The sequence below is a fragment of the Brucella sp. NBRC 12953 genome, assembly GCF_040369775.1.
Lineage (GTDB): Bacteria > Pseudomonadota > Alphaproteobacteria > Rhizobiales > Rhizobiaceae > Brucella > Brucella pseudogrignonensis.
The window spans coordinates 652362-678898 of sequence record NZ_BAABSV010000002.1 but is presented as its reverse complement, the minus strand read 5'-3'; the positions used below and the strand labels follow the sequence as shown (position 1 = coordinate 678898).

The window sequence follows — 26537 nt, the reverse complement described above, 5'->3', positions numbered from 1 at the left end:
ACCATGCGACTTCTTATGTGGAGAAATGAAAAAGGCGCGGTTTCCCGCGCCTTTCCCCTTGTTGAGACAACCCTGTTCTACTGAACAGACTCGCCGTGCAAAGCGATATCGAGGCCTTCCATTTCGGCCTGTTTGCTTGGACGCAGACCCATGATGGCCTTGATTACGTAGAGAATAATCGCGGTCGCGACTGCTGTGTAGACAATGGTAACGGCCGCACCGAAGAACTGCTTGCCCATGGTTGCACCTTCGCCCGCAGCGTTGATCGCAACATCGGCAAAAAAGCCCGTCAGGATCGCGCCAACAAAGCCGCCAACGCCGTGTACGCCGAACGCATCGAGCGAGTCGTCATAACCAAGTGCGTGCTTGAGCTTAACCGCTGCCACGTAGCAGATAAGGCCTGCGACGATACCGATGATCAGCGCGCCCGTCGGATTGACGAAGCCTGCCGCAGGGGTAACAGCAACCAGACCAGCTACCGCGCCCGAAATAATGCCGAGAACGCTTGGCTTACCCGCGATTGCCCACTCAGCAAACATCCAGGCAAGAGCTGCACCAGCGGTCGCAACCTGCGTGTTGAGCATGGCGACAGCGGCGAGCGAATTTGCACCGGCAGCAGAACCTGCGTTGAAGCCGAACCAGCCCACCCACAGAAGGGCTGCGCCGATAACCGAGAGAACAAGGTTGTGCGGCGCCATGTTGGTCTGGCCATAACCGTCACGCTTACCAATAATCAGTGCTGCAACAAGACCTGCGACACCAGCATTGATGTGAACAACCGTACCGCCAGCGAAGTCGAGAACGCCGTCAGAGCCGAGGAAGCCGCCGCCCCATACCCAATGTGCAACCGGCACATAGACGATGAAGAGCCACAGAACCATGAAGACCAGCATGGAGGAGAACTTCATGCGTTCTGCAAACGAACCCGCAATCAGCGCAGGCGTGATAACCGCAAAGGTCATCTGGAACACGATGAAGAGGTATTCAGGGATGGTGCCGGTGAGCGAATCCATCGTTACGCCAGCAAGGAATGCCTTATCGAAACCACCGATAAAGGCGTTCATCGAACCGCCATCGGTAAAAGCAAGCGAGTAGCCGAAGAACATCCACAATACCGACATCAGGCAGGTAATTGCGAAGCTCTGCATGACGGTGGAAAGCACGTTCTTCTTGCGCACCATGCCACCATAGAACAGCGCAAGCCCCGGAATGGTCATCATCAACACAAGTGCGGTTGAAGTCAGCATCCAGGCGGTATCGCCGGTATCAAGGGTCGGGGTTGGTGCAGCTGCATCCTGTGCAAAAGCTGTTCCAGCCAGAGCGAGCAATGCAGGCAGAGTGGCGAGAGCCGTTTGCTTGAATCTTCCAGTTATGAGCATCGAGTATCTCCGTCGAATGGCGGCTTCAAACGCGTCTGCGCTGAAAAGACCGGTTCAAAGCTACAGAAACAAAAATCGTGCCAGTTGCGCGCGATGGAACGGAGAGGATGCAATTTTTCTGATATTTGGCATTCACGCGTAAAGTGAAATCAAAGGATAGAAACGGCATTTCCGCCCAAAATCCGGGCTTTCTAACAAACGGAATGGGCAGTCCAGCTCGAGAAAAATCTTGCCGTAAAAAATAATAAACGGCTTTTCCCGGAAAGGGAAAAACCGCTTTAAGTGATTCATCGGATTCAGCTTTTGCGCTTGAAGCCCATTTTACGCAATCGACATATGCATAAAATTTAATCGCATGCTTTTATGATGATTAAAATATCATCACTTGTCTTTTTCATGCACACGGATAAGCCCTTCCTGCACAACCGAGGCAATCAGAAGCCCTTCACGCGTGTAGAGCGCACCGCGGTTAAACCCGCGCGCACTGGACGCGCTTGGCGTATCCTGGGTGTAAAGGAGCCAATCATCAAGCCTGCAAGGGCGATGGAACCATATCGCATGATCAAGACTTGCCACCTGCAGATCTCGGTCAAAAATCGTGCGCCCATGCGGATGCAGAGATGTATCGAGCAAGGTCATATCCGACAGATAGGCGAGAATGGCCGCCTGAAGTGCGCGATCATCCGGCACAATACCGCGCGCCCGCACCCAGACATGCTGACTTGGAGCCAGTTTCTCGCGCGAGAAATAATGTTTGAGAGATACCGGCTTGATCTCGATGGGGCGCTCCTGCTCCCAGTATTTGCGCACGCCCGCCGGTGCCAGATGCAGATATTCTTCCTTGAGATCATGATCGCCGACAAGCTGCTCGGGCATCGGCAGGCCTTCAGGCATATCGATCTGATGATCAAGCCCCGTTTCATCGATCTGGAACGACGCTGACAGCGTAAAGATCGCCTTGCCGTGCTGCTTTGCCAAAACGCGGCGCGTGTTGAAACTCGAACCATCCCTGATACGATCGACTTCATAGATGATCGGAATGGCCGGATCACCCGGACGTACAAAATAGCCATGCAGCGAATGAACATGCCGATCCGCATCAACCGTGCGCTGGGCCGCAATCAGCGCCTGTCCGATCACCTGCCCGCCAAAAACGCGCTGCCAGCCCACCTGCGGACTATTGCCGCGGAAAAGATCCATTTCGAGCGTTTCAAGATCAAGTGTCGTCAGAAGCTGCTGCATAGCAGCGGTCTGCTTACCTTCAAATGCACTGGTCTTTTTATCATCGGACATGGACAGCCTGTCTCCTGCAATCCTATATAGGAACTATATTCTCGGTGAACTGTTTGTGCCTGCACGACAGAAACTGTCAAGTCGAAGCCTCACATGCTTCACCGAAGGGTGATCTGAATATCCGAAAGGAAGAAGCGATGTCTGCCGCAAGCAAGCAGGGAACCACGGGCAAGAACGATCTGGTAATCGCAGGCGGCGGCTATGTCGGCCTCGTTACTGCCGTTGCGGTCAAATCGGCAGCTCCGCATCTTTCAGTTACCGTCATCGACGGCGCACCGGCAGGCGCATGGAAGAACGACCCGCGTGCATCCTCCATTGCAGCAGCTGCTTCGCGTATGCTCGACAAGCTCGGCTGCTGGCAGGAAATCGTCACCGACGCACAGCCCATCACAGAAATGGTCGTCACCGATTCCCGCACCTCCGATCCGGTACGACCTGTCTTCCTAACCTTCTCTGGCGACGTGAACCCGGGCGAGCCTTTTGCCCATATGGTTGAAAACCGTGTGCTCAACACCGCCCTTCACAGACAAGCAGATGCACTCGGCATCACCTTCATCGAAGGCATGAGCGTCGAGAATTTTGAAACCAATCCTGAATCTGTTGCCGTGAAGCTGGCCAATGGTGAAACACTCATCACCCGCCTGCTGATTGCCGCAGACGGCGCAAAATCGCGCCTGCGCGACATTGCTGGCATCAAGACGGTCAACTGGGATTACGACCAGTCGGGCATCGTCTGCAACGTCGCCCATGAGCGCCCGCATGGTGGTCGTGCCGATGAGCACTTCCTGCCCGCAGGTCCATTTGCCATCCTGCCACTCAAGGGCAATCGCAGCTCGCTCGTCTGGACGGAACGCACAGCCGATGCCGAACGCCTGATCCGCGAAGATGATTTCATCTTTGAGACCGAACTTGAGCAGCGTTTCGGTCATCGTCTTGGCGCGCTGACGGTTGAGGGTCCGCGCCGCGCCTTTCCGCTTGGCCTCACACTGGCCCGCGAATTCGTCAAGCCACGCTTTGCACTTGTGGGTGATGCAGCCCACCGCATCCACCCGATTGCCGGTCAGGGCCTCAATCTCGGTTTCCGTGATGCGGCAGCCATTGCCGAAGTTATCGTCGAGACCGATCGCCTAGGCCTTGATATAGGATCGTTCGCAGCGCTCGAGCGCTATCAGGCATGGCGCCGCTTCGACACGGTGCAGATGGGTGTCACAACCGACGTACTGACAAAACTGTTCTCCAACGACAATCCGGCAGTCCGCACCATTCGCGACATTGGACTGGGTCTTGTTGACCGCGTTCCAAGCCTCAAGTCCTTCTTCATCAAGCAGGCAGCGGGTCTTTCGGGGGATACACCACGTCTTTTACAGGGCGAAGCGATTTAAAGCATTTCCAGCAAAAGTGGGAACCGGTTTTGCGTCGGATAATGCGTAAAAAAAATAGTTACAGCGGTTCCAACGATTCAGCCTTAACTAGAACCGCTCTCAGCTTCACACGCGCACTGGAAAAAGCTTCCACGTCTGCTAAAAAAGCAAGACTGAGCATAGGCGTGGGGGCCTCGGGGCATGCATACCAATGAGCGATTGATCGACAGGCTCCTGCAGTTGCAGGCAGGTTTTTGGTCAACTGAAGACGTTCACAAACTATCCAAAATTGCAGGCGTCCTAGCCATTATCGCTGCTATGGCAGCTGCCATCATCTACTCAGTCGTAAAACCCGACCATAACTGGGACATGATCCCTTATATCGCAACAGCGCTCGAAAACCGCTATCCCGATGCGACCCAACTGCATACGGAAACATGGCGGCAAATCGCAGAAGTAACATCAGAAGGCGAGTTGCAAGCGCTGAAATATGGTGGAGACTATCGAAGCGCCCAGTGGGCAAGCCCCGATAATTTCAAATCGCAGCTCGTCATGTACCGCGTCAAAGCGGGCTATATTCAGCTTCTGCGCTGGCTGGAACCCTATACAGGGCTGGTCCGTGGCGGCCACCTCATCAGCATCTCAGCAGCGTTCGCTACCGGACTGCTGATACTTTGGCTGCTCGGCAGCTATAATGCGCTTCAGGCTGGACTCCTGGTTGGACCTGCGCTTTTGCTGGCCAGTTATGGCCCAATAACATCAGCGGTCTTTCCGGACATCGCCATGGCAGCGCTTTCCTTCGCCGCCATTTTCGCCATTCTGCGCGAGCGTGACTGGCTGGGTGCCTTGCTGCTCGTGCTATCTTTCACAATCCGCCCAGACAACATCATCATGATCTTTGCTCTGCTGATCACAGCAGTTCTGTTCGGCTGGCGTAAACTTCCGCTGCTGATCGCCTTTGCGGCCTGCATCGCGGCAGGCCTGATGATGGAAAAAGCCGCCGGACATCCCGGCTGGTGGGCGCATCTTTATTTCACCTGCATCGAGATGCAGAGTTCCATGACTGGATTTAAGCCAGATTTTTCGGTCGTTCTGCTCGTCAAAGCCTATATTCGGGGGATCATTCTGGCGCTTTATCTCGAAAGCTGGCCTTCCATGCTGTTGCTGGCACTGGTCGCTTGGGCAGCGATGGCGAAAGCCGGCATTAAAGCCGATATTCCTCGATTGAATGGTATCGTCTTTGCCATGGTCATCGGAATTCTCGGCAAGTTTGTTTACTTTCCGATGCCCTATGATCGCTTTTTCTTCAACATGATCATCATCATCATTCTGATGCTGTCACTGGCATGGGCAGTCGATACAAACCGTAAGTTTGCCCAAAACTGACACTGGAAGCCATGGGAAGCCGCCCTATCTGGTTGGAAGAAACCAATCGAGAGGAGCTTCCCCATGGACAGAAAAGCAACCGCAGTCTGGAAAGGTACACTCAAAGACGGCAAAGGCACGCTCAATACCCAGAGCGGTGCGCTGAAAGACCTGCCCTATGATTTCAAGGCGCGCTTTGAAGATGAAAGCGGCCGCGCAGGCACCAACCCTGAAGAGCTTCTCGGCGCCGCCCACGCAGGTTGCTTCGCCATGCAGCTGTCAGCCCTGCTTACCGAACACGGCACGCCACCAGAAAAACTCGACGCGACAGCAGCCGTCACAGTTGGTCCCGCATCAGGTGGTGGCTTTGCAATCTCCCGCAGTGCATTGACGCTCAGTGCAAGCATTCCCGGCATATCTGAGGAAGATTTTGCAAGCCTTGCCAAGAAAGCAAAAGAATCCTGCCCGCTTTCGAAAGCACTGGGTGCAATCGAAGTAACACTGGACGCCAAGCTGGTTTGATCAACAAAAGCGGGCCTAGCCCGCTTTTTTATTCCGGAAGATGGCAGACGGCTTCGATATTATGGCCGTCAGGATCGGTTACAAAGGCTGCATAATAATCGGGATGATAATGTTCCCGCAAACCGGGCTTGCCGTTGTCACTCCCCCCTGCAGCGAGTGCCGCTTCATAAAAGCGATCTACCTCAGAGCGGGTTCCTGCCGAGAAAGCGACATGAAGAACGCCTTCCAGCTTTGAACCTTTCTGCTTGCCGATCCAGAATTCCGGCTTTCCGTTGCGGCCATAGCCGACCCAATCTCCGAATTCCATCGCTCGCGTGATACCCAGCGGCGCTAAAGCCGCATCATAGAAAGCACGGGATTTTGGCATACTGGAAATGTTGAAACCGATATGATCAAGCATGAAAGACCTTTAAAGCCGAAACACTGCATTGATTAGATCAGATATCGGCGAAACAGCAAAGATCAAGGATCGGTTGCGCTACATATAAAAGAAAAGGGAGGCATGAGCCTCCCTTTCCGTCGATTATAAAAACACGTTTTACACGCGGCGCTCGACCATCATCTTCTTGATTTCGGCAATCGCCTTGGCAGGGTTGAGACCCTTCGGGCAGGTTTGCGCGCAGTTCATGATCGTATGGCAGCGATACAGGCGGAACGGATCTTCGAGATTATCGAGACGTTCGCCCTTGGCTTCGTCGCGGCTGTCGATCAACCAGCGATAGGCCTGAAGCAGAACAGCTGGTCCGAGGTAACGGTCGCCATTCCACCAGTAGCTTGGGCACGAGGTCGAACAGCAGGCGCAGAGAATGCACTCGTAAAGACCATCGAGTTTCTGACGATCTTCGTGGCTCTGCAGCCATTCCTTCTGCGGCTCTGGCGAAACCGTCTTGAGCCAAGGCTCAATCGAACGGTGCTGAGCATAGAAGTTGCTGAGATCAGGCACCAGATCCTTCACCACCGGCATATGCGGCAGCGGGTAGACCTTGATGGAACCCTTGATCTCGTCCATGCCCTTGGTGCAGGCGAGCGTGTTGGCGCCATCGATGTTCATTGCGCAGGAGCCACAAATGCCCTCACGGCACGAACGGCGCAGCGTCAACGTCGGATCGATCTTGTTCTTGATGTAGAGAAGACCGTCGAGCACCATCGGGCCGCAATCATCGCGATCGATATAATAGGTATCGATGCTTGGATTTGCGTCGTCATCCGGTGACCAGCGATAAATACGGAACTCCGTTACATTCTTGGCACCATCTGGACGCGGCCAGGTTTTGCCTTCCTGCATACGGGAGTTCTTGGGAAGTGCGAGTTCAACCATTGCTCATTCCCTCGATCAGTAAACGCGCTTCTTAGGCGCGATCTTGGCCAGGCTGATGCCGCCTTCTTCCTCGGTCGTCAGCGGATCGAGATGAACAGGGCGGTAATCAAGCTTCACGTCGCCATTTGGCGACAGCCAGGAAAGGGTGTGTTTACGCCATTCGGCGTCGTTACGGTCCGGGAAATCCTCATGCGCATGTGCGCCGCGGCTTTCGTGACGGGCTTCAGCCGAAACGACTGTCACCATCGCGTTAGCCATCAGGTTTTCCAGTTCCAGCGTCTCAACCAGATCAGAATTCCAGATCATCGAACGGTCAGAGACCTTGATGTCCGGCAGTTCTTTCCAGATCTCCGCCATACGTGCGACGCCCTGTTTGAGCGACTCGTCCGTACGGAACACGGCAGCGTCTTCCTGCATGGTGCGCTGCATCTTTTCACGCAGTTCTGCGGTTGGCGTCGAACCGTTGGCATAACGAAGACGATGGAAGCGATCCATGATCGTTTCGACCGCTGCTTCGTTGATGTCTGGAATCTTTGCAGCGCGGTCGATGACTTCGCCAGCGCGGATTGCAGCCGCACGGCCAAACACCACAAGGTCGATCAGCGAGTTGGAGCCGAGACGGTTTGCACCGTGCACGGAAGCGCAACCTGCTTCACCCACGGCCATCAGGCCCGGCTGAACGCGGTCAGGATCTTCTTGCGTCGGGTTAAGCACTTCGCCCCAATAGTTGGTTGGAATGCCGCCCATATTGTAGTGAACAGTTGGCAGAACCGGGATCGGTTCCTTGGTCACATCGACGCCTGCGAAAATCTTGGCCGACTCGGAAATGCCCGGCAGACGTTCATGCAGAACAGCCGGATCAAGATGGTCGAGATGCAGGTAGATGTGGTCCTTGTTCTTGCCAACGCCGCGACCAGCGCGGATTTCCATGGTCATGCAGCGCGAGACAACGTCACGCGAAGCAAGATCCTTGGCAGAAGGCGCGTAACGCTCCATGAAGCGTTCGCCTTCGGAATTGACCAGATAGCCGCCTTCACCGCGTGCGCCTTCGGTAATCAGGCAGCCTGCGCCGTAAATGCCGGTTGGGTGGAACTGTACGAATTCCATGTCCTGAAGCGGAAGACCGGCACGTGCCGCCATGCCGCCGCCGTCGCCGGTGCAGGTATGGGCCGAGGTTGCCGAGAAATAGGAACGGCCATAACCGCCCGTCGCCAAAACCACCATCTTGGCGGCAAAGCGATGGATTGTACCGTCATCGAGGTTCCAGGCGACAACGCCCGTGCAGACGCCATCAGTCATGATGAGATCAAGCGCGAAATATTCGATGAAGAACTGCGCGTTGTTTCTCAGCGACTGGCCGTAAAGCGTATGCAGGATCGCGTGGCCAGTACGGTCAGCAGCAGCACAGGTGCGCTGAACCGGAGGGCCGTCGCCGAAGTTCTGCATGTGGCCACCGAACGGGCGCTGATAGATTTTGCCTTCTTCGGTACGCGAGAAAGGCACACCGTAATGCTCCAGTTCGTAAACCGCAGCAGGCGCTTCACGCGCCAGATATTCCATGGCGTCCGTGTCGCCCAGCCAGTCCGATCCCTTGACGGTATCGTACATATGCCACTGCCAGCTATCCGGGCCCATGTTCTTGAGCGAAGCGGCGATGCCGCCCTGTGCTGCAACCGTATGCGAACGGGTTGGGAAAACCTTGGTGATGCAAGCGGTCTTGAAGCCCTGCTCAGCCATGCCGAGCGTTGCACGCAGACCTGCGCCACCGGCACCAACGACAACAACGTCGAACTTGTGATCTACAAACTTGTAGTTCTTTTCGCCCGCAGCACTGGCCGCGTTTTTTTCTGCACTAGCCATCGGGCTATCAACCTCCGAAGCTCAGCTTGAGGATCGCATAGACGCAAGCCACGCCAACAACAACCGTGAAGAAGGTGTTGAGCATGACAAGCAGGACCTTCAGGCCTTCGCCGTGAATGTAATCTTCAATAATAACCTGCATGCCAAGACGCATGTGGTAAACGCCGGTCAGCACGAACAGCGCCATCACCAGAGCGGTGAACGGATGCGCCAGAACGGATTTCACTTCCGCATAGCTTGCGCCATGGAGCGAAATAACCAGACCGATGAAAAACAGAACCAGCGGGACAAGTGCCACAGCACTCATACGCTGAAACCAGAAATGGCCGGTGCCTTCTTTGGCCGAGCCCAGACCGCGAACCTTGCCGAGAGGTGTACGCATATCGTTCATGTCAGAACTCCTTTCAGCGCACTGCGAAAGCAACAACCCAGACAAGGATCGTTGCGGGCAGCGAGAAGGCCAGCGTCAGCCAGGCAATTTTGCTGGCCGTGTGCTTTTCAAGTCCGGCACCCATGTCCCAGATGAAATGGCGTACGCCGCCGGCCAGATGGTGCAGAAGCGCCCAGGTATAGCCGAACAGAACCAGATAGCCGATCCATGAACTATAGACCCAGCTCACCATGTTGAACGCATCTTCGCCGATTGCAGCGGCAATCAGCCATGCGGCGAGAAGAAGGGTTCCGAAATAAAGTGCGCCGCCGGTAATACGATGGATGATGGACATCGTCATCGTGATCTTTGGTCGATAGATCGACAAATGCGGCGACAAAGGACGCTGACGCGTAGCGGTCGGTTGTGTCATGGCTCTCGTGGGCTTCCCTGACGTTTCTACCCATTTCATCTTGCCCAGCTCTTGCTGGCACAATGAAATGAATGGCCGGTTCATTTGGATCGTCGTGCGTCCGGATAGACGTACAAAGGACGCTCCAACTTCTTGAATCTACGCATCGTGCTTTCCAAAAATCAGAAACGATTTTTGGGCCGATGCTGTAAAACCGAGTTCGATGTCGCGCACAACGCAGGAAACAGAATTTTCGATCCTGCGCCGGCACGACCCAGAAAATGTGGCTGGATCGTGCTACACGACCCTATGTGGCGCTTTCTACTGCGCTTTTACCACCACGTCAAAGAAGCTTTTTCACGAAAAGACTAACAATTGGTCGCACCTCGACGACACTTTCGCGTGATTTCGGATTTTAAACGATTGAAGTCCGAAATCTCGAAAAACATGTGTAATTTCATCCACTTTTGCGGATAAGCCTAGTTCCCGAAGCGAATCACGTAACTGGACCAATCGGCAGCAGCTGCAATCTGTTCGTAGAGCTTGCGACCATCCTCCGGTACACGGGGCGCATTAAGGACAAGCTTGGACCAGCTGCGTTCTTCTGCCTTGTCAGCAAGCAGATCAATCAACGCCTTTGCGATGCCTTTGCCGCGATGATCGTGGTGTACATAAATATGGTCAACCTGACCGGCGCGCAGACCTGAGACCGGCTCCGGAAGATCGTAGAAGATCACGAAGCCGACCAGATTGCCATCAACCCGCGCACCCAGAATCTCGGTAGCGCGATCCTGCAGGAGATGCTCGGCATAGAATTCATCCGGACGACGCGGCGCGCCACGCTTCAATGCCTGCGCGTAGCTTGCGAGCAGTGCCGAGAACTCATGGGCATCTCGCAGGTGAAGAAGCGCAATATCGACGGCATGATCTGTGGTCATGAGCAATCTTTCCCTCAAACATATTTCCAGAAATCGGAAACATCTCAATTGTAGACGAGAGCTGGGTGTAGACAAGAGCCCGCCCAATGGTAAAGCGCATTGCTTGCGAAATCAGATCAGCTTGCGACCATTGCCGGTTCCCCGGAACTCCACGACATTGTCGTCCAGCATCATCGGCAACGCCGTGCGAACGCAGTTTCGACCATTCTTCTTGGCCTCGTAAAGCGCTCCGTCTGCCCGCTTGTAGACATCGGAAAAGAAGTCGTCGAACTCCATTTCCGTGACCCCGAAGCTGACCGCAAATGCCACATCCCCTGAAGCGCCGGGCAGCGTGATATCGGCACAGGCCAATCGCGCCCGCTCTGCAAAGCGCCATGCCGACTGGATCGTGTGTCCGGGAAGCAGCACGGCAAACTCCTCACCACCCATTCGCGCAGCAATACCGCCCTTGGACGCCGCCGACCTGCGAAGTTCATCAGCAAAAGCTGCAATCACGCGATCACCGAGAGCATGACCGTGCGTGTCGTTGATCAATTTGAAATAATCAATATCGCAGACGATCAGCGAAAGAGCCTGCCGCATCCGCTTGGATTTTTCGATTGCAGCCTCGGCTCTGAATTCAAAACCACGGCGATTGAGGAGACCGGAAAGCTGATCCGTTTCCGAGCGAAGCGTCACATCGGAAATCAGCTCACCCATCAGGCAGAGCAGCAAGAGAAGTCCTGCCGCTACCGAAAGACCGGCACCAATCGACTGAACCAGCAACGCATAATCTGTTCTGACATAGTCGTCAGGATCAACACCCACGCCGCCAACCAGCGAAGCCAGTACGGGCTTGATAAGAAAATGAATGGCACTGATCGTAAACAAACCTGCCATCAGCCCATCAAGCGTACCCCACGACCGACCGAATGGACGGCTTTTAGCGCGAGCACTCAATCGCCCTCGCATGATGACCCAGACAGCCAGCATCAATGTGAGGAAGTAAGGCGACTGATAAAGAATGCGACCCAGCATTTCGCTGCGCGCAATGTCGTAAATGCCATAGACCAGCGACAGCGAACCGACGAGCAGCAACCCCAATGGAAACCATGGAACGGGTGACGAATACATCCGCGCAAGGCCGATTACCAGACAGGCAAGCGTCATGAAATAGGTGGCAAAACCCAGCATGTAACCAAGCTTGGCACTTGGTATCGAGGGGATCAGCAGTTCTGTCAAAAAGTAGAGCATCGCGAAAACGAAGCCCAATGCGAAAATCGGCGCCGCTGTGTTATCGCGTGCAAAAGCCGCGATACCCAGAAAGGTAAACGCAAACAGACCGGAAACGGTCATATTGATCAGCAGTATAAACTCTGCTCCGTCCATCCGTGCTTTCCGGCCCCTGCCTGCGAAGCCAATGCGGCCCGCATTCCCCAATTCTAAGCCCCGCAAATTCCGCCGTTTTCAGCGAAACAGAAGAATGATTTTCACCTTATAGCCCTTATACATCCAAAGCATGAAAAAGCAGCTAATTTAGTAAACAAACCGGTCTGCGATGAGCCTCTCGCACATATGACAAAAGCCGCCGGATCACTCCGGCGGCTTTTTAAAACTTGCTCACGAAAGAGCTTAGTTCCAGTCGCGAATATCGACGAAGTGACCGGCGATGGCTGCAGCCGCTGCCATGGCAGGCGATACCAGATGCGTGCGGCCCTTGAAGCCCTGACGGCCTTCGAAGTTGCGGTTCGAGGTCGAAGCGCAACGTTCACCCGGCTTCAGGCGGTCATCGTTCATAGCAAGGCACATCGAGCAGCCCGGCTCGCGCCAGTCAAAACCTGCTTCGATGAAAATCTTGTCGAGGCCTTCAGCTTCCGCCTGCTCCTTCACAAGACCCGAACCCGGAACGATCATCGCGTTAACGCCATTAGCAACCTTCTTGCCAGCGGCCATACGGGCAGCGTCACGAAGATCTTCGATACGACCGTTGGTGCATGACCCGATGAACACGCGATCAATCTTGATGTCGGTCATCTTGGTGCCTGGCTTCAGGCCCATATAATCGAGCGCACGCCACTTGGATGCACGCTTGGTTTCGTCCTTGATCTCATCCGGATTAGGAACGATGTCGGTAACGAAGACGACGTCTTCAGGCGACGAGCCCCAGGATACAACCGGTGAAATCTTGGCAGCGTCCAGCTCAACGATCTTGTCGAAATGCGCGCCTTCGTCAGAATGCAGCGTCTTCCAGTAGCCGATAGCCTGTTCCAGCGCTTCGCCCTTCGGTGCGCGCGGCTTATCCTGCACATAAGCGAAGGTTGTTTCGTCCGGCGCGATCAGACCAGCGCGTGCGCCGCCTTCAATCGACATATTGCAGACGGTCATGCGACCTTCCATCGACAGCGAGCGAATGGCGCTGCCTGCATATTCGATTACATAGCCGGTACCACCTGCGGTGCCGATTTCACCGATAATGGCGAGCGTGATGTCCTTGGCGGTGACGCCCGAGGCCAGTTCACCTTCAACACGCACCAGCATGTTCTTGGCTTTCTTCTGGATCAGCGTCTGAGTCGCAAGCACATGCTCGACTTCCGACGTACCAATACCATGCGCCAGCGAGCCGAAAGCACCGTGAGTCGACGTGTGGCTGTCGCCGCAAACAATCGTCATGCCCGGTAGCGTGAAGCCCTGTTCCGGACCAACAATGTGCACAACGCCCTGACGGCGGTCACGCTCGGAGTAATATTCAACGTTGAAGTCAGCAGCGTTTTTGGCCAGAGCCTCAACCTGAATGCGGCTTTCTTCGTTCTTGATGCCGTTCACGCGGTCTTTCGACGTTGGAACGTTGTGATCGACAACAGCCAGCGTCTTTTCAGGATGACGCACCTGACGACCTGCCATACGCAGACCTTCAAAAGCCTGCGGGCTTGTCACTTCGTGCACAAGATGGCGATCAATATAAAGGAGGCAGGTACCATCGTCCTGCTGATCCACTACATGGTCGTCCCAGATCTTGTCATAAAGTGTACGCGGCGCGCTCATTGCGAGGTTCCTTTGAACGGTTCTTAATTAGGCTGTCATATGCACCCGCCGCTTCATTTCGTCAAGAAACACAAACCGCAACAGGGTGTCGCAGTAACAATCTTGCGCAATGTTGGCGAAATTATGCGATATGTTACGCAGCCTTTTGGCTTTTGCAAATAAAAAAGGCGGTCTAAAGACCGCCTTTTTCAGATTCTTGCAGAGAGGTGCTTATTCAGCAGCAGTCTTTGCAGCTTCTGCCTTAGCAGCAGCGACCTTATCGGCTTCGCGTTCTGCCTTGGTGCGGTTGTCTTTCTTCTCAGCAATACGAGCAGCCTTACCGGTGAGGCCACGAAGGTAGTAAAGCTTCGCGCGACGGACCTTACCGCGGCGAACGAGTTCAACGCCTTCAACGATTGGCGAGTAAACTGGGAATACGCGCTCTACGCCTTCGCCGTAAGAAATCTTGCGAACGGTGAAGTTTTCGTTGATGCCAGCGCCGGAGCGGGCGATGCAGACGCCTTCATAGGCCTGCACGCGGGTACGCGTACCTTCGGTAACGCGAACCTGAACGCGAACGGTGTCACCTGGCTGGAAATCTGGAAGCTTGCGCTTTTCTTCGATCTTTGCTGCCTGTTCGGCTTCAAGCTGACGAATAATGTCGGTCATCATCTGACTCCTTTACGAATTCTTCTCAAACAGTCAGAGCGCTCTGCACTTGCCACCAAGCACTTAAGGCCTTGTGGGTATGCCCGAAAAATCAGGCAGGAGCGGTACACCATCTATTGGTTTAAAGATGTCGGGTTTTCCCGAACTGGCGCGGCAATACACCATTGCTGCAAATGAATCAATATCAGCGCTGCGAAATCGCTATTTCCCGCCAATCCGCCCAAGATGCGTATCCTGAAAACCGGTTCCATACTTCAAACCAAAGCCAAGCGCACGATCAACGCCGATATGAACCGCCCAGATGAGCGCAACCGCAAAGCAAAGCGGCCAGCTCATGGCCCAGCCAAGCACCGCCACAAGCACGACACCAATCCAGCTATGCGCGATGTTATAGACAACAGCGCCGGTGCGCGGACCTTTGAGATAGGCAAAGAACGACAGGTCAGGCGCAAGGATAAGAATCGCAAAAAGCCACCAGCTTGCACCGCTCACCCAATATGCACCCAGCGCCAGCAGCGCGAGGGAAAGACTTTCGAGCCGCTGGATCAGGTTCATTTGCGTTTTCCCTCGCGATAGGCTTCCCAAAGATCAGGGCGCCGTTGCTTTGTGATGCGTTCCGCCTCAGCGTGACGCCACTTATCAATCGCACCATGATTGCCGGAGGTGAGAATTTCAGGGATCGAGCGATCTTCCCATACCTGCGGTCGGGTATAATGCGGATGTTCAAGAAGCCCGGTTTCGAAGCTTTCTGTTTCGCCGGAATCCCGATTACCCATCACGCCTGGCAGAAGCCGCACAATCGCATCCAGCAGAACGATAGCCGCAGTCTCACCACCCGATAAGATATAATCGCCGATGGAAATCTCTTCGAGCGCACGTCCTTCGATCACCCGTTCATCGACGCCTTCAAAACGGCCACACAGAATAATCGCACCCGGACCGTCAGCAAGCTCGCGCACACGCTTTTGGGTGAGCGGCGCGCCGCGTGGGCTCATCAGTAGCATCGGGCGATCATCAGCCACCGAATCGAGCGCCCGTGCCACCACATCCGGCTTCATCACCATGCCTGCGCCGCCGCCCGATGGCGTGTCATCCACCATGCGATGCTTGCCTTCGGCAAAGTCACGAATCTGCACGGTATCGAGAGACCATGTGTTTTCTGCGAGTGCCTTGCCCGCAAGCGAGACGCCCAAAGGGCCAGGAAACATCTCGGGATAAAGCGTCAGCACCGAGGCATGAAAACCCGGCACAACCTTATCCGTATCAGACTGTTCACTCATGGCTTCTTTGGTCGCTTCTGTTCATTCTTCTTATCGTTCTGTGGCTTGCCGCGCTCATTTAACGGATTGTCGTCATCATCCGCGATAAGTCCGGCCGCATAAGGCTCAACCCGAATTGTGCCTGCCTCGAAATCGATCTCAGGAACTGCAGCTTCGGTGAACGGGATCAGCATCGGACGCTTGCCCTTGAGACTCAGCTCGATCAGATCGCCACCGCCGAAATCGAAAACGGCACTCACAACCCCGTAAGATTTGCCGTCAGCATCAAGCGCTTCAAGGCCAATCAGATCGGTTTGAAAGAATTCGTCTTCATCAAGCTCGTCATCAGGCAGCTGCGAACGGTCGATGAAAAGCTCGGTACCGTTCAGTGCTTCGGCAGCGTTGCGATCATTGATGCCCTTGAAGCGTACAACGATCACATTCTTCGCAGAGCGGGCTTCCAGCACTTCGTAAGCCTTACCCTGCGCATCATAGAGCTGGCCGTAATCAGCAACTGCTAGCGGATCGTCGGTAAATGTCTTGACCCTGACTTCGCCACGTATGCCATGGGCGGCTCCGATAACGGCAAGCTGGATTGGGTTTTCTGGACGCGGCATGAATAATTCCGTGATTAGATACAATTTCTAATCGCTTACCCAATTTCCTGTAAAAACGCCAAGAAAAACGAAAAGCGGCTTCTTTACTGCCCGGCAACCTATCACTGTCAGACTGTAACAACCGCAACTCAAACAGCGAATCCCGACCATGACGAGCAAAGCCGAATTCCTTATCCCTGCCCGCGCCGATCTTGCGGCAGCGCGCGAGGAATGGCTGAAATCGCTCAAAGACATGCGCCGTCTGTCGGAAAACACTGTTGAAGCCTATGAGCGCGATACCCGCCAGTTTCTGCAATTTTTGACCGGTCATCTCGGCGAACCGCCTTCGATCAACGACATCGGCAACCTGCGCGTCGCTGATTTGCGTTCGTATCTGGCCAACCGCCGGAATGACGGTGCCGGTGCTCGCACACTCGGACGCGGACTTGCTGGCATTCGCTCACTGCTGCGGCATCTGGAAAAGCTCGGACTGGTCAATGCCGCAGGCGCGAGTGCCATGCGTGCGCCGCGTCAGCCAAAATCGCTGCCAAAGCCGTTAACGGCAGAAGATGCCCGTCGCGTCGTCGCTGCCGATGGCCAGATGGCGGAGGAGCCATGGATCGCAGCGCGCAATGCTGCCGTTCTCACACTACTTTATGGTTGCGGCCTTCGCATTTCAGAAGCACTCGGCCTTGCAGGCGATGCGTTAAACGACGCATCTGTGCTTTCGATCACAATCACCGGTAAGGGCGGCAAATCCCGCATGGTCCCGCTGCTGCCAGCTGTGCATCGCGCTGTCGCCCAGTATCGCGCGTTGTGCCCATTTGATCTCTCTGCCGACAAAACATTGTTCAGAGGTGCCAAGGGCGGAGAACTTCACGCTGCCATCATCCAGCGCGAAATGCAGAAATTGCGCGCCGGTCTCGGCCTTCCCGACACTGCCACCCCGCACGCGCTTCGCCATTCCTTTGCAACGCATCTGCTTGGCCGCGGCGGTGATCTGCGCACCATTCAGGAACTGCTTGGCCATGCGAGCCTCTCGACCACACAGGTCTATACCGGCGTCGATACGGCTCGGCTGCTTGATGTTTATGACAAAGCGCATCCTCGCGCTTAATCGGGGGTGTCATCCAACCCTAACCATCCTATATTCACTTCATGAAAAAGCTGTTCTTCCTTTTTGCCTGTGCCCTCATCGTCAGTTCAGCCAATGCGCGTGCGCAAAGCACTGACGCCGCCTGCTCCCCGCATGGGGTCAATCTGATTGATGGTCTGGACAAAAAGGACCCCAAGCTCTGGTCCGAGCTTCAGGCCGAAGCGGAAGAAATGCCTAATCATAAGGGTATCTTCTGGAAAATCGAGAAAGACGGCCTCGAACCGTCCTATCTGTTCGGAACCATCCACCTGAGTGATCCGCGCGTAATGGCCCTGCCCGGCGCTGTGACCAAAGCCTATGACGACGCCGACAAGATCGTGGTCGAAGCAACCGACATTGTCGATCAGAAAGCCTTTCTGCGGGTTAAAGTTGAACAGCCTGAGCTGATCCAGTTCACCGATGGCTCAACGTTGCAATCGCATCTGCCACAGGATCGGCTGGAGGAGATCGACAAGAAGCTCGAAGCGCGCGGCATCATTCTGGGTGCCGTCGGCAAGATGAAGCCGTGGATCATCACCAGCCTGTTGGCCCTGCCCAAATGCGAACGGCAAAGAAAGCTGGAAGGGGCAGACTTCCTCGACGGCTATCTGATTACCGAAGCGCAGGATCAAGGCCGAACCGTCATCGGTCTTGAAAGTGCAGTTGAACAGCTTGAGGCGATGAACCGGCTTCCGCTTGATTTCCATATTCGCAACCTGATTTCCGCCGCCCAATATGGCGACAACATCGAAGACGCCATGGAAACCACGATTGCGCTCTATCTTCAGGGTGAAATCGGCATGATCATGCCCGCATTGCGGAAAATCGTGCCCGACAGTCTGTCCAAGGAAGACTACGACCTTTTCCAGAAAGTCTTGCTCACAGACCGCAACCACATCATGGCGCAACGCGTGGCCCCCGTCCTTGCCACTGGTGACGCCTTTATCGCCGTCGGCGCCCTGCATCTGCCCGGCAAGGAAGGACTGGTAGAACTGCTGCGTGCGCAGGGCTATAGGCTCACAGCAATGTAAGCGCATGTCCAGAAGTGGAACCATCCCGGCCTGCTCGCGTTAGACTTTCCAATGGTTGCAACCAACTGGAGGAGAGCAAATGGTTGACCCACTCGATCCACGCAACGATCCACTAAACAATCCGCGTCACGCTGATCCAATGGCCGACCCGGTTGCCAGACCGCCACAACCCAGAGGCAGCAGCGGTATTTTGCTTGCGGTCATCCTGATCGCTGCAATTCTGATCCTGGGCTATTTCTTCTATCGAGGCGGCGGCTCCACAGATACGGCTGCACCGCCACCACCACCCGCGGCACAGGGCGAAACAACAACGCCACCAGCAGCACCGCCTGCAACACCACCGGCACAGAACTAACCCTATGAAAAAGGCCCGCTTTCGCGGGCCTTTCTGCATCCGGATAAACCCGGAAATTACGTGTGACCACGATTACATGTGAATTGGCTTGGCAAAGGTTGCCAAGGCAGATTCGCGAACCGCTTCCGACATGGTTGGATGCGCGTGGCAGGTGCGTGCGAGATCTTCGGACGAACCACCAAACTCCATCAGTACGGCCAGCTCATGGATCATTTCACCGGCATTGTAGCCGAGGATATGAGCGCCCAGAACGCGATCCGTTGCCTTGTCGGCGAGGATCTTCACAAAGCCGTCCGTGTGCTGCATGGCGCGTGCGCGACCGTTTGCAGTGAACGGGAACTTGCCGATCTTGTATTCAACGCCAGCGGCTTTCAGCTCTTCTTCGGTCTTGCCGACGGAGGCTACTTCCGGCTGCGTGTAAACAACGCTTGGAATGACGTCGAAGTTTACATGTCCTGCCTGACCAGCGATGATTTCAGCAACGGCAATGCCTTCATCTTCGGCCTTGTGTGCGAGCATCGGGCCCTGAACCACGTCACCGATGGCATAGATGCCTTCGACATTGGTGCGCCAGTGACCATCGATTGCAACGCGACCGCGGTCATCGACATTCACGCCAGCTTCCTGCAGACCAAGACCATCCGTGTAAGGACGACGACCCGTCGAAATCAAAACCGCATCGGCATCAATGGTTTCAGCATCGCCACCCTTGACCGGCTCAAAAGTCACTTTCGCGCCCTTTCCAGCCTTTTCAACACCAGTAACCTTTGCGCTCAGCTTGAAGGCAATGCCCTGCTTTTCGAGAAGACGCTGGAACTGCTTGGATACTTCGCCGTCCATCGCACCCAGAACCTTGTCGAGATACTCAACAACGGTCACTTTCGCGCCAAGACGTGCCCAGACGGAACCAAGCTCCAGACCAATCACACCACCGCCAACAACAACCAGATGACCCGGCACCTTGTCGAAAGCAATCGCACCGGTTGACGACACGATGACCTTCTCGTCGATGTCGACCTTAACACCTGGAATGCCGGCAACATCAGAACCAGTTGCGATGATGATGTTCTTACCTTCGATTTCCTGAACGCTACCGTCTTCGGCAGTCACGGAAACCTTGCCCTTGGCGACGATCTTGCCGGTGCCGATGTAAGGCGTGATCTTGTTCTTCTTGAACAGGAACTCAACGCCAGACGTGTTCGACTTAACGGTCGCGTCCTTGTGAGCCAGCATCTTTTCGAGATTGAGCTTTGGCTTGCTGATTTCAACGCCCAGCGTATCGAAAGAGTGACCGGCTTCGGCAAACACTTCAGACGCATGAAGCAGCGCCTTGGAAGGAATGCAGCCAACATTGAGACAGGTGCCGCCAAAGGTCTTGCGCTTTTCGACTACGGCCACTGAAAGGCCAAGCTGTGCGGCCTTGATTGCGGCTACATAACCGCCGGGGCCGGTACCAATGACAACCACATCATAAGACATTGAACTATCCTTCTTCAGTCTGATCCAGAATGACCAGCAATGGCCATTAAACTTTCATAAGATCGGCGATCCGATCATTCTTCTTCAGGCGAGCACGACTTGAAACGGAAGCTTTCAAACTGAAGCGCCTTTTCTGGTTTCGCTGCGCCAAAATCATATCCGTCAAGCGCTGTTGCCAGATCGGGAAACAGGATTGCCTGCGCGGCCGGCTCATCGGCCTTTGGCAGCACATCTGCTTCCGCGCCTTCCTTCAGCGCATAGACAACGCTCTGCCAGAGGCTGCAATCATCGAGGTCTTCCGGTTCGGTGCCACCATTCTTGCAGTTATAGGTAATGAGCGCATAGGGGCGTGCAACCCCTTCTTCCGGCCAAATGACGAGACCTGAAAGTTTGAACTCCGGCTTGTCATCAGCGGTAATCGTGAACTCATTGGTCGGTGCCGGTGTCATCTTGAGCGCATTGGACTGCACGGCATGGAAAGTCAGCGTGTATGCATCGCCCTGATCGCGATAGACTGCACGGTTCTGCGTACAGGCGGCCTGAACGGCGCTTGAGAAAACCGTCACGGCAAGAGCTGATGCCGCCACCACTTTGAAGAGCTTCTTAACGTCATGCATCTGTCGGTTCTCCTCGTATTCCCGGCAGTGATTACTGCGCTTTCGCTCTGTTACTGTGCTTTTGCAATGGCAAGTTTCAGACCCAGTGCAATGAAAACCACACCACTTGTTCTGTCGATCCATTTGGAGGCGCGCGAGAAAACCGCGCGCATCTTTGGCGTCGTCATAAAAAGGCTGACACCGATAAACCATGAAATCAATGCCGTGGCCATTACCACGCCATAGCCAAGCTTCACTTCAGTCGGAGTATGAAGGCTCACAACCGTCGAGAAAATCGAAAGGAAGAAGAATACGGCCTTGGGGTTAAGCGCATTGGCGGCAAAGCCCAGACTGAAAGCCTTGAGAGCGCTCTGCTTGCGCTGCTGGTCCTGTGCGCTCATATCGATATCGATCTTCGTCGTACCAGCACGCAGTGCCTCGATGCCGATATAGACCAGATAGGCCACACCGCACCATTTCACGATATTGAAGAGATAGATCGACTGGGAAATAATCAGCCCGAGACCAAGCACCGTATAGGTGACATGCATCATGAAGGCTGCACCAATACCAAAGCTGGTAATGATTGCCTCGCGACGCCCCTGCATCAACGACTGGCGGATAACCATGGCGAGATCAGCGCCCGGCGAAACAATGGCAAAGACGAAGATCGCCATCAGGGATGCAAGTTCAAACAGATAGGGATGCATCACTTTTCCTCGCCCCGCATCTCAGGGATGCAGGCAACCGTCAAAAAACCAGATTGAAAAACATGAGTGCAAGCCCAGCCAGCGAACCGATCCAGACGAGCGAGCGGATATATGGAATACCCGCCAGATAAAGCGGCACATAGATGATGCGGCAGGCAAACCAGACCCAAGCACCATAAAGTCCGAAACCTGCTGTATCGCCCTTGAACACAAGTGCAAGCGCAAGTGCTATAAATGCAGGGTAGGTCTCGCGGAAATTGGCGGAAGCACGTTCCGCGCGACCAGCCAGATGGCCGGAGGGCTTACGCCCTTCATCACGCGGACCCGCATTCCATTGGGAGCCGAGTTCCTTCGTCGCCGTCCAGCCCTGCAGGAGGATATGAACCACCAGCAGAACCACACTCCAGCCGATCAGCGGGAGAAAAGGCGACGCGGAAAAGATACCCGGCTCCATAGCTCTATTCCTTACAGGTCAAGAACCAGACGCTCTGGATCTTCCAGGCTTTCCTTGACGCGAACGAGGAAGGTCACTGCTTCCTTGCCGTCAACAATGCGGTGATCATAGCTGAGAGCCAGATACATCATCGGACGGATGACGATCTGACCGCCGACGACAACCGGACGATCCTGGATCTTGTGCATGCCGAGAATACCCGACTGCGGCGAGTTGAGGATCGGCGAAGACATCAGCGAGCCGTACACACCACCATTGGTGATGGTGAAGGTGCCGCCTTGCATATCAGCCATCGAGAGCGAACCGTCGCGTGCAGCCTTGGCAAGACGACCCAGTTCCTTTTCAACGCCAGCGATCGAACGCTGATCGGCATCGCGGATGACAGGAACAACAAGGCCCTTGTCGGTGCCGACAGCCATGCCGACGTGAGCAAAGTTCTTGTAGATGATGTCAGTGCCGTCGATCTCGGCGTTAACAGCCGGGATTTCCTTCAGCGCATGGGTCACGGCCTTCGTGAAGAAGCCCATGAAGCCGAGCTTGACGCCATGCTTCTTCTCAAAAATGTCCTTGTAACGCGAACGCAGTTCCATCACCGCAGACATGTCGACTTCGTTGTAAGTCGTCAGCATCGCAGCAGTGTTCTGAGCGTCCTTGAGGCGCTTGGCAATGGTCTGGCGCAGACGGGTCATCTTCACGCGTTCTTCGCGTGGTGCATCGTCAGCCGACGAAGCAGGACGTGCAGCAACAGGAGCAGCTGCTGCAGGTGTTGCCGAAACGCCTTTTGCGATAGCGTCAAGAACGTCACCCTTGAGAACCTGACCGCGCTTGCCCGAACCTTCAACCTGATCAGCGGAAAGGCCGTTTTCAGAAAGAAGCTTGGAGGCAGCAGGCGCAGGCTGCATTGCCGGACCCGACGATGTCGACGCAACAGGAGCTGCCGCAGCCGGAGCAGCAGCTGCTGCTGGCTTGGCTTCTTCCTTCTTGGGAGCAGGTGCAGCACCTGCGCCAGAAATCTGGCCAAGCAGTGCGTTCACTTCAACCGTGTCGCCTTCCTGTGCCACGATTTCGGCCAGTACGCCCGCAGCCGCAGCTGGAACTTCCACTGTTACCTTGTCGGTTTCCAGTTCCACCAGAGGTTCATCGACAGCGATAGCATCGCCGACCTTCTTGAACCACTTTCCGATGGTTGCCTCAGTAACGGACTCCCCAAGCGTGGGAACGCGAATTTCGGTAGCCATGGTTTCTTCTTCCGTTGATCTTCGATCTTTAGATTTGATTTCAATTCAAGCTGGAAGCAGCTTTTCCAAACCGCTCCCCGCCGAAAATTAAATTAGTTTCCCAGCGCATCCTCGAGGAAAGCCTCGAGCTGTGCAAGGTGCTTCGACATCAGGCCGGTTGCAGGCGATGCCGCAGCCGGACGACCGGTGTAGCGAACGCGCTGATGCTTGGCGTCGATATGAGCGAGAACCCATTCGAGATACGGATCGATGAACGACCACGCACCCATGTTCTTCGGCTCTTCCTGACACCAGACGATTTCCGCATGACGGAAGCGCGAGAGCTCGTTGATGAGCGCCTTGGCAGGGAACGGATAAAGCTGTTCCACGCGCAGCAGGTAGACATCGTCGATGCCACGCTTTTCGCGCTCTTCGTAAAGATCGTAATAGACCTTACCCGAGCACAGAACGACGCGGCGGATCTTGGCATCCTTCTGAAGCTTGATACCATCGCCCTTGTTGTACTGTGCGTCATCCCAAAGCAGACGGTGGAACGATGAATCGCCCGACAGTTCGTTGAGGCTCGAAACAGCACGCTTGTGGCGCAGCAGCGACTTCGGCGTCATCATGATGAGCGGCTTACGGAAGTCACGCTTCATCTGACGGCGCAGAATGTGGAAGTAGTTAGCCGGCGTCGTGACGTTTGCGACCTGCATGTTGTCTTCCGCACACATCTGCAACCAGCGTTCCAGACGAGCCGAGGAATGTTCAGGACCCTGACCTTCAAAGCCATGCGGCAGAAGGCAGACAAGACCCGACATACGCAGCCACTTGCGTTCACCAGATGAGATGAACTGATCGAAGACGACCTGAGCACCGTTGGCGAAGTCACCGAACTGGGCTTCCCAGAGAACCAGAGCACGCGGATCGGACAGCGAATAACCGTATTCGTAGCCAAGTACCGCTTCTTCCGAAAGCATCGAGTTGATGGCTTCGTAGATCGCCTGACCCTTCTGAATGTTGTTCAGAGGGATATAGCGGTTCTGGGTTTCCTGATCATAGAGAACCGTATGACGCTGCGAGAAGGTGCCGCGCTCCACGTCCTGACCGGACAGACGGATCGGGCTGCCTTCGGAAACCAGCGAACCGAATGCCAGCGATTCAGCCGTTGCCCAATCGAGGCCTTCACCGGTTTCGATCATCTTGGCGCGGTTGTCGAGGAAGCGCTGAATGGTGCGATGAACATTGAAGTCCTTTGGCACTTCAACGAGCTTCTTGCCGATTTCTTTCAGCGTCTTGATCGGAACACCGGTTTTGCCACGGCGCTGTTCGTCGGCATTGTCTGCCGTGCGCAGGCCAGCCCAGGCACCGTCCAGCCAGTCAGCCTTGTTCGGCTTGTAGCTCTGACCGGCTTCAAATTCCTGTTCAAGCTTTTCGCGCCATTCAGCCTTCATCTTGTCGATGTCAGCCTGAGCGAGAAGACCTTCAGCAATCAGCTTGTCGCTGTAAAGCTGAACAGTTGTCTTGTGCGCGCGGATTTCCTTATACATCAACGGCTGGGTGAATGAAGGCTCATCACCTTCATTGTGGCCGAAGCGGCGGTAGCAGAACATGTCGATGACCACCGGCTTATGGAAGGTCATGCGGAATTCCATCGCAACCTTGGCTGCGAAGACAACAGCTTCCGGATCGTCACCATTGACGTGGAAAACAGGCGCTTCAACCATCTTTGCCACATCCGATGGATAAGGCGAAGAACGCGAGAAGGCCGGATTGGTGGTGAAGCCGATCTGGTTGTTGATGATGAAGTGCAGAGTACCGCCAACGCGGTGGCCTTTCAGACCCGAAAGACCGAGACACTCGGCAACAACACCCTGACCTGCGAAAGCGGCATCGCCGTGCAGAAGCAGCGGCAGAACCTTGGCGCGTTCCGTCAGCGGCACCATGTCGTCGCGGGTACGGCCAACAAGCAGGTCCTGCTTGGCGCGTGCCTTGCCCATGACAACCGGGTTGACGATTTCAAGATGTGACGGGTTTGCAGTTAGCGAAAGGTGAACCTTGTTGCCATCGAACTCGCGGTCCGACGATGCACCAAGATGGTACTTCACGTCGCCCGAACCTTCCACATCGTCAGGCGCATAGGAACCGCCCTTGAACTCGTGGAAGATTGCGCGATGCGGCTTGCCCATAACCTGGGAAAGCACGTTCAGACGACCGCGGTGTGCCATGCCGAGCACGACTTCCTTGAGGCCCATCTGACCGCCACGCTTGACGATCTGCTCCAGCGCCGGGATCAGCGATTCACCGCCATCAAGACCGAAACGCTTGGTGCCCTTGTACTTCACGTCGATGAACTGTTCGAAACCTTCAGCTTCGATCAGCTTCGACAGAATGGCCTTCTTGCCTTCAGCAGTGAAAGCATAGCCTTTGTCCGGACCTTCGATGCGTTCCTGAATCCAGGCCTTTTCGACCGGATCAGAGATGTGCATGAATTCTACGCCGATATTGCCGCAATAGGTGCGCTTGAGAATTTCAAGCATCTGCGGAACAGTCGCGTATTCAAGACCGAGAACGTTATCGATGAAGATCTTGCGATCGTAATCGGCAGGCGTGAAGCCATAGGTTGCCGGATCAAGTTCGCTAAAATCGTTTGGCTTTTCAGCAAGGCCAAGCGGATCGAGATTGGCATGAAGATGGCCACGCATACGGAATGCGCGGATCATCATGATGGCGCGAACGCTGTCGCGTGCAGCCTGTGCAATCTCTTCCGAAGTCAGTGCGGCAGCAGAAGCGGACTTGGCATCACCTTTTGCAGACTTGCCCTTGAGCTTGTCGGTCACATGCTTTTCGACTTCGGCCCAATTGCCGTCGAGTGCCGAGATTAACTCGCCATTGGCCTGAATTGGCCAGTTCTTGCGAGTCCAGCTTGCGCCCTGTGCGTTCTTACGCACATCGTCGGCATTGTCTTTCAGCTGTGCGAAGAAATCGCGCCATTCCTGATCAACCGAAGTGGGATCATCCTCGTACTTGGCATACAGCTCCTCGATATAGTCGGCATTGCCGCCATAGAGGAAAGAGGTAAGGGCGAAAACGTCGTTGGCTTGTTCTTGCCTTGCCATAACCTAATCCGGAGCCTCCGCTCCGTCTCCTTGTAGTAGCTCATCATGCGCGGGCCGGAAGCTTTTGACCTTCATCCCTCACGCCGCCGGGGAGGAACC

At 55.0% G+C, this 26537-nt stretch carries 26 protein-coding genes; 6 read left to right on the top strand and 20 right to left on the bottom strand.

What is annotated here, in order from left to right; genetic code table 11:
• Nucleotides 1–77: 77 nt before the first annotated feature.
• Together ABWV94_RS07110 and tesB are read right to left on the bottom strand one after the other, a co-directional pair.
• Nucleotides 78–1379, bottom strand: a complete 1302-nt coding sequence (locus tag ABWV94_RS07110; protein WP_007872167.1) for an ammonium transporter — start codon at nt 1377–1379, stop codon at nt 78–80.
• A 381-nt stretch (nt 1380–1760) separates the two neighbouring features.
• Nucleotides 1761–2672 carry an acyl-CoA thioesterase II gene (gene tesB, locus ABWV94_RS07105; protein WP_353412889.1) on the bottom strand — a complete coding sequence of 304 codons (912 nt, stop codon included), beginning with the start codon at nt 2670–2672 and terminating at the stop codon, nt 1761–1763.
• A gap of 137 nt (nt 2673–2809) precedes the next feature.
• On the opposite strand from tesB, the gene ABWV94_RS07100 reads away from it, so the two are divergent.
• The 3 genes from ABWV94_RS07100 (at nt 2810) to ABWV94_RS07090 (ending at nt 5920) form a co-directional block, all read left to right on the top strand.
• The gene (locus ABWV94_RS07100; RefSeq protein WP_007872170.1) at nt 2810–4054 is read left to right on the top strand and encodes a ubiquinone biosynthesis hydroxylase; all 1245 of its coding nucleotides are present in this window, start codon (nt 2810–2812) and stop codon (nt 4052–4054) included.
• Between the two features lie 180 nt (nt 4055–4234).
• The gene (locus tag ABWV94_RS07095; protein WP_113499482.1) at nt 4235–5419 is read left to right on the top strand and encodes a hypothetical protein; all 1185 of its coding nucleotides are present in this window, start codon (nt 4235–4237) and stop codon (nt 5417–5419) included.
• A gap of 63 nt (nt 5420–5482) precedes the next feature.
• Nucleotides 5483–5920 carry an OsmC family protein gene (locus tag ABWV94_RS07090; RefSeq protein ID WP_064322171.1) on the top strand — a complete coding sequence of 146 codons (438 nt, stop codon included), beginning with the start codon at nt 5483–5485 and terminating at the stop codon, nt 5918–5920.
• Nucleotides 5921–5948: 28 nt separating this feature from the next.
• Here ABWV94_RS07090 and ABWV94_RS07085 read toward each other — a convergent pair whose 3' ends face one another.
• The 12 genes from ABWV94_RS07085 to rimM all read right to left on the bottom strand — a co-directional run bounded on the left by ABWV94_RS07085 (nt 5949) and on the right by rimM (nt 16363).
• The gene (locus ABWV94_RS07085; protein ID WP_007872173.1) at nt 5949–6320 is read right to left on the bottom strand and encodes a VOC family protein; all 372 of its coding nucleotides are present in this window, start codon (nt 6318–6320) and stop codon (nt 5949–5951) included.
• A gap of 138 nt (nt 6321–6458) precedes the next feature.
• Nucleotides 6459–7238: a succinate dehydrogenase iron-sulfur subunit gene (locus ABWV94_RS07080; RefSeq protein ID WP_007872174.1), complete on the bottom strand. Its 780-nt coding sequence runs from the start codon at nt 7236–7238 to the stop codon at nt 6459–6461.
• A gap of 15 nt (nt 7239–7253) precedes the next feature.
• Nucleotides 7254–9098: a succinate dehydrogenase flavoprotein subunit gene (gene sdhA, locus ABWV94_RS07075; RefSeq protein ID WP_007872176.1), complete on the bottom strand. Its 1845-nt coding sequence runs from the start codon at nt 9096–9098 to the stop codon at nt 7254–7256.
• 7 nt (nt 9099–9105) lie between these two features.
• A complete protein-coding gene (gene sdhD / locus ABWV94_RS07070; RefSeq protein ID WP_064322173.1) occupies nt 9106–9489 on the bottom strand; it encodes a succinate dehydrogenase, hydrophobic membrane anchor protein in 384 nt (127 codons plus the stop codon).
• A gap of 13 nt (nt 9490–9502) precedes the next feature.
• The gene (sdhC, locus tag ABWV94_RS07065) at nt 9503–9901 is read right to left on the bottom strand and encodes a succinate dehydrogenase, cytochrome b556 subunit (RefSeq protein ID WP_079212418.1); all 399 of its coding nucleotides are present in this window, start codon (nt 9899–9901) and stop codon (nt 9503–9505) included.
• A gap of 458 nt (nt 9902–10359) precedes the next feature.
• On the bottom strand, nt 10360–10818 hold the full coding sequence (locus tag ABWV94_RS07060) for a GNAT family N-acetyltransferase (protein ID WP_007872181.1): 459 nt from the start codon (nt 10816–10818) through the stop codon (nt 10360–10362).
• 111 nt (nt 10819–10929) lie between these two features.
• Nucleotides 10930–12186, bottom strand: a complete 1257-nt coding sequence (locus ABWV94_RS07055; protein ID WP_112807153.1) for a GGDEF domain-containing protein — start codon at nt 12184–12186, stop codon at nt 10930–10932.
• 243 nt (nt 12187–12429) lie between these two features.
• Nucleotides 12430–13839, bottom strand: a complete 1410-nt coding sequence (gene leuC, locus ABWV94_RS07050; protein WP_079212421.1) for a 3-isopropylmalate dehydratase large subunit — start codon at nt 13837–13839, stop codon at nt 12430–12432.
• A 210-nt stretch (nt 13840–14049) separates the two neighbouring features.
• A complete protein-coding gene (gene rplS / locus ABWV94_RS07045) occupies nt 14050–14487 on the bottom strand; it encodes a 50S ribosomal protein L19 (RefSeq protein ID WP_113499561.1) in 438 nt (145 codons plus the stop codon).
• A 201-nt stretch (nt 14488–14688) separates the two neighbouring features.
• Nucleotides 14689–15042, bottom strand: a complete 354-nt coding sequence (locus ABWV94_RS07040) for a DUF4260 domain-containing protein (protein WP_007872192.1) — start codon at nt 15040–15042, stop codon at nt 14689–14691.
• Nucleotides 15039–15767 (bottom strand): tRNA (guanosine(37)-N1)-methyltransferase TrmD, encoded by a 729-nt coding sequence (gene trmD / locus ABWV94_RS07035; RefSeq protein WP_113499486.1) that lies wholly within the window; start codon nt 15765–15767, stop codon nt 15039–15041. Before trmD ends, ABWV94_RS07040 begins: the two co-directional genes overlap by 4 nt.
• Nucleotides 15764–16363 carry a ribosome maturation factor RimM gene (rimM, locus tag ABWV94_RS07030; protein WP_079212422.1) on the bottom strand — a complete coding sequence of 200 codons (600 nt, stop codon included), beginning with the start codon at nt 16361–16363 and terminating at the stop codon, nt 15764–15766. Before rimM ends, trmD begins: the two co-directional genes overlap by 4 nt.
• Nucleotides 16364–16511: 148 nt before the next feature.
• On the opposite strand from rimM, the gene ABWV94_RS07025 reads away from it, so the two are divergent.
• The 3 genes from ABWV94_RS07025 to ABWV94_RS07015 all read left to right on the top strand — a co-directional run bounded on the left by ABWV94_RS07025 (nt 16512) and on the right by ABWV94_RS07015 (nt 18863).
• Nucleotides 16512–17459 carry a tyrosine recombinase XerC gene (locus ABWV94_RS07025; RefSeq protein ID WP_113499488.1) on the top strand — a complete coding sequence of 316 codons (948 nt, stop codon included), beginning with the start codon at nt 16512–16514 and terminating at the stop codon, nt 17457–17459.
• A 41-nt stretch (nt 17460–17500) separates the two neighbouring features.
• Nucleotides 17501–18508, top strand: coding sequence for a TraB/GumN family protein (locus ABWV94_RS07020; RefSeq protein WP_113499491.1), 1008 nt, complete (start codon nt 17501–17503; stop codon nt 18506–18508).
• 79 nt (nt 18509–18587) lie between these two features.
• On the top strand, nt 18588–18863 hold the full coding sequence (locus tag ABWV94_RS07015) for a hypothetical protein (protein WP_007872205.1): 276 nt from the start codon (nt 18588–18590) through the stop codon (nt 18861–18863).
• A 72-nt stretch (nt 18864–18935) separates the two neighbouring features.
• Here ABWV94_RS07015 and lpdA read toward each other — a convergent pair whose 3' ends face one another.
• The 6 genes from lpdA to ABWV94_RS06985 form a co-directional block, all read right to left on the bottom strand.
• Nucleotides 18936–20342 (bottom strand): dihydrolipoyl dehydrogenase, encoded by a 1407-nt coding sequence (gene lpdA, locus ABWV94_RS07010; protein WP_007872208.1) that lies wholly within the window; start codon nt 20340–20342, stop codon nt 18936–18938.
• Nucleotides 20343–20416: 74 nt separating this feature from the next.
• The gene (locus ABWV94_RS07005; RefSeq protein ID WP_007872210.1) at nt 20417–20959 is read right to left on the bottom strand and encodes a hypothetical protein; all 543 of its coding nucleotides are present in this window, start codon (nt 20957–20959) and stop codon (nt 20417–20419) included.
• A gap of 50 nt (nt 20960–21009) precedes the next feature.
• Nucleotides 21010–21648 carry a LysE family translocator gene (locus ABWV94_RS07000; protein WP_113499493.1) on the bottom strand — a complete coding sequence of 213 codons (639 nt, stop codon included), beginning with the start codon at nt 21646–21648 and terminating at the stop codon, nt 21010–21012.
• Between the two features lie 40 nt (nt 21649–21688).
• Nucleotides 21689–22102 (bottom strand): MAPEG family protein, encoded by a 414-nt coding sequence (locus tag ABWV94_RS06995; protein ID WP_113499495.1) that lies wholly within the window; start codon nt 22100–22102, stop codon nt 21689–21691.
• An 11-nt stretch (nt 22103–22113) separates the two neighbouring features.
• Nucleotides 22114–23340, bottom strand: coding sequence for a 2-oxoglutarate dehydrogenase complex dihydrolipoyllysine-residue succinyltransferase (gene odhB / locus ABWV94_RS06990; protein ID WP_113499497.1), 1227 nt, complete (start codon nt 23338–23340; stop codon nt 22114–22116).
• 92 nt (nt 23341–23432) lie between these two features.
• The gene (locus ABWV94_RS06985) at nt 23433–26438 is read right to left on the bottom strand and encodes a 2-oxoglutarate dehydrogenase E1 component (RefSeq protein WP_007872218.1); all 3006 of its coding nucleotides are present in this window, start codon (nt 26436–26438) and stop codon (nt 23433–23435) included.
• Nucleotides 26439–26537 lie beyond the last annotated feature (99 nt).

Bases quoted from the DNA above. Each gene is read 5' to 3' on its own strand.
- ABWV94_RS06995 (WP_113499495.1), bottom strand. From the start codon at position 22,102: ATGGAGCCGGGTATCTTTTCCGCGTCGCCTTTTCTCCCGCTGATCGGC.
- ABWV94_RS07100 (WP_007872170.1), top strand. From the start codon at position 2,810: ATGTCTGCCGCAAGCAAGCAGGGAACCACGGGCAAGAACGATCTGGTA.
- lpdA (WP_007872208.1), bottom strand. From the start codon at position 20,342: ATGTCTTATGATGTGGTTGTCATTGGTACCGGCCCCGGCGGTTATGTA.
- ABWV94_RS07060 (WP_007872181.1), bottom strand. From the start codon at position 10,818: ATGACCACAGATCATGCCGTCGATATTGCGCTTCTTCACCTGCGAGAT.
- ABWV94_RS07080 (WP_007872174.1), bottom strand. From the start codon at position 7,238: ATGGTTGAACTCGCACTTCCCAAGAACTCCCGTATGCAGGAAGGCAAA.
- trmD (WP_113499486.1), bottom strand. From the start codon at position 15,767: ATGAGTGAACAGTCTGATACGGATAAGGTTGTGCCGGGTTTTCATGCC.
- ABWV94_RS07015 (WP_007872205.1), top strand. From the start codon at position 18,588: ATGGTTGACCCACTCGATCCACGCAACGATCCACTAAACAATCCGCGT.
- sdhC (WP_079212418.1), bottom strand. From the start codon at position 9,901: ATGACACAACCGACCGCTACGCGTCAGCGTCCTTTGTCGCCGCATTTG.
- ABWV94_RS07110 (WP_007872167.1), bottom strand. From the start codon at position 1,379: ATGCTCATAACTGGAAGATTCAAGCAAACGGCTCTCGCCACTCTGCCT.
- leuC (WP_079212421.1), bottom strand. From the start codon at position 13,839: ATGAGCGCGCCGCGTACACTTTATGACAAGATCTGGGACGACCATGTA.
- ABWV94_RS07090 (WP_064322171.1), top strand. From the start codon at position 5,483: ATGGACAGAAAAGCAACCGCAGTCTGGAAAGGTACACTCAAAGACGGC.
- sdhD (WP_064322173.1), bottom strand. From the start codon at position 9,489: ATGAACGATATGCGTACACCTCTCGGCAAGGTTCGCGGTCTGGGCTCG.
- ABWV94_RS07000 (WP_113499493.1), bottom strand. From the start codon at position 21,648: ATGCATCCCTATCTGTTTGAACTTGCATCCCTGATGGCGATCTTCGTC.
- sdhA (WP_007872176.1), bottom strand. From the start codon at position 9,098: ATGGCTAGTGCAGAAAAAAACGCGGCCAGTGCTGCGGGCGAAAAGAAC.
- ABWV94_RS07085 (WP_007872173.1), bottom strand. From the start codon at position 6,320: ATGCTTGATCATATCGGTTTCAACATTTCCAGTATGCCAAAATCCCGT.
- ABWV94_RS07005 (WP_007872210.1), bottom strand. From the start codon at position 20,959: ATGCATGACGTTAAGAAGCTCTTCAAAGTGGTGGCGGCATCAGCTCTT.
- tesB (WP_353412889.1), bottom strand. From the start codon at position 2,672: ATGTCCGATGATAAAAAGACCAGTGCATTTGAAGGTAAGCAGACCGCT.
- ABWV94_RS07025 (WP_113499488.1), top strand. From the start codon at position 16,512: ATGACGAGCAAAGCCGAATTCCTTATCCCTGCCCGCGCCGATCTTGCG.
- ABWV94_RS06985 (WP_007872218.1), bottom strand. From the start codon at position 26,438: ATGGCAAGGCAAGAACAAGCCAACGACGTTTTCGCCCTTACCTCTTTC.
- ABWV94_RS07020 (WP_113499491.1), top strand. From the start codon at position 17,501: ATGAAAAAGCTGTTCTTCCTTTTTGCCTGTGCCCTCATCGTCAGTTCA.
- rplS (WP_113499561.1), bottom strand. From the start codon at position 14,487: ATGACCGACATTATTCGTCAGCTTGAAGCCGAACAGGCAGCAAAGATC.
- rimM (WP_079212422.1), bottom strand. From the start codon at position 16,363: ATGCCGCGTCCAGAAAACCCAATCCAGCTTGCCGTTATCGGAGCCGCC.
- ABWV94_RS07040 (WP_007872192.1), bottom strand. From the start codon at position 15,042: ATGAACCTGATCCAGCGGCTCGAAAGTCTTTCCCTCGCGCTGCTGGCG.
- ABWV94_RS07095 (WP_113499482.1), top strand. From the start codon at position 4,235: ATGCATACCAATGAGCGATTGATCGACAGGCTCCTGCAGTTGCAGGCA.
- ABWV94_RS07055 (WP_112807153.1), bottom strand. From the start codon at position 12,186: ATGGACGGAGCAGAGTTTATACTGCTGATCAATATGACCGTTTCCGGT.
- odhB (WP_113499497.1), bottom strand. From the start codon at position 23,340: ATGGCTACCGAAATTCGCGTTCCCACGCTTGGGGAGTCCGTTACTGAG.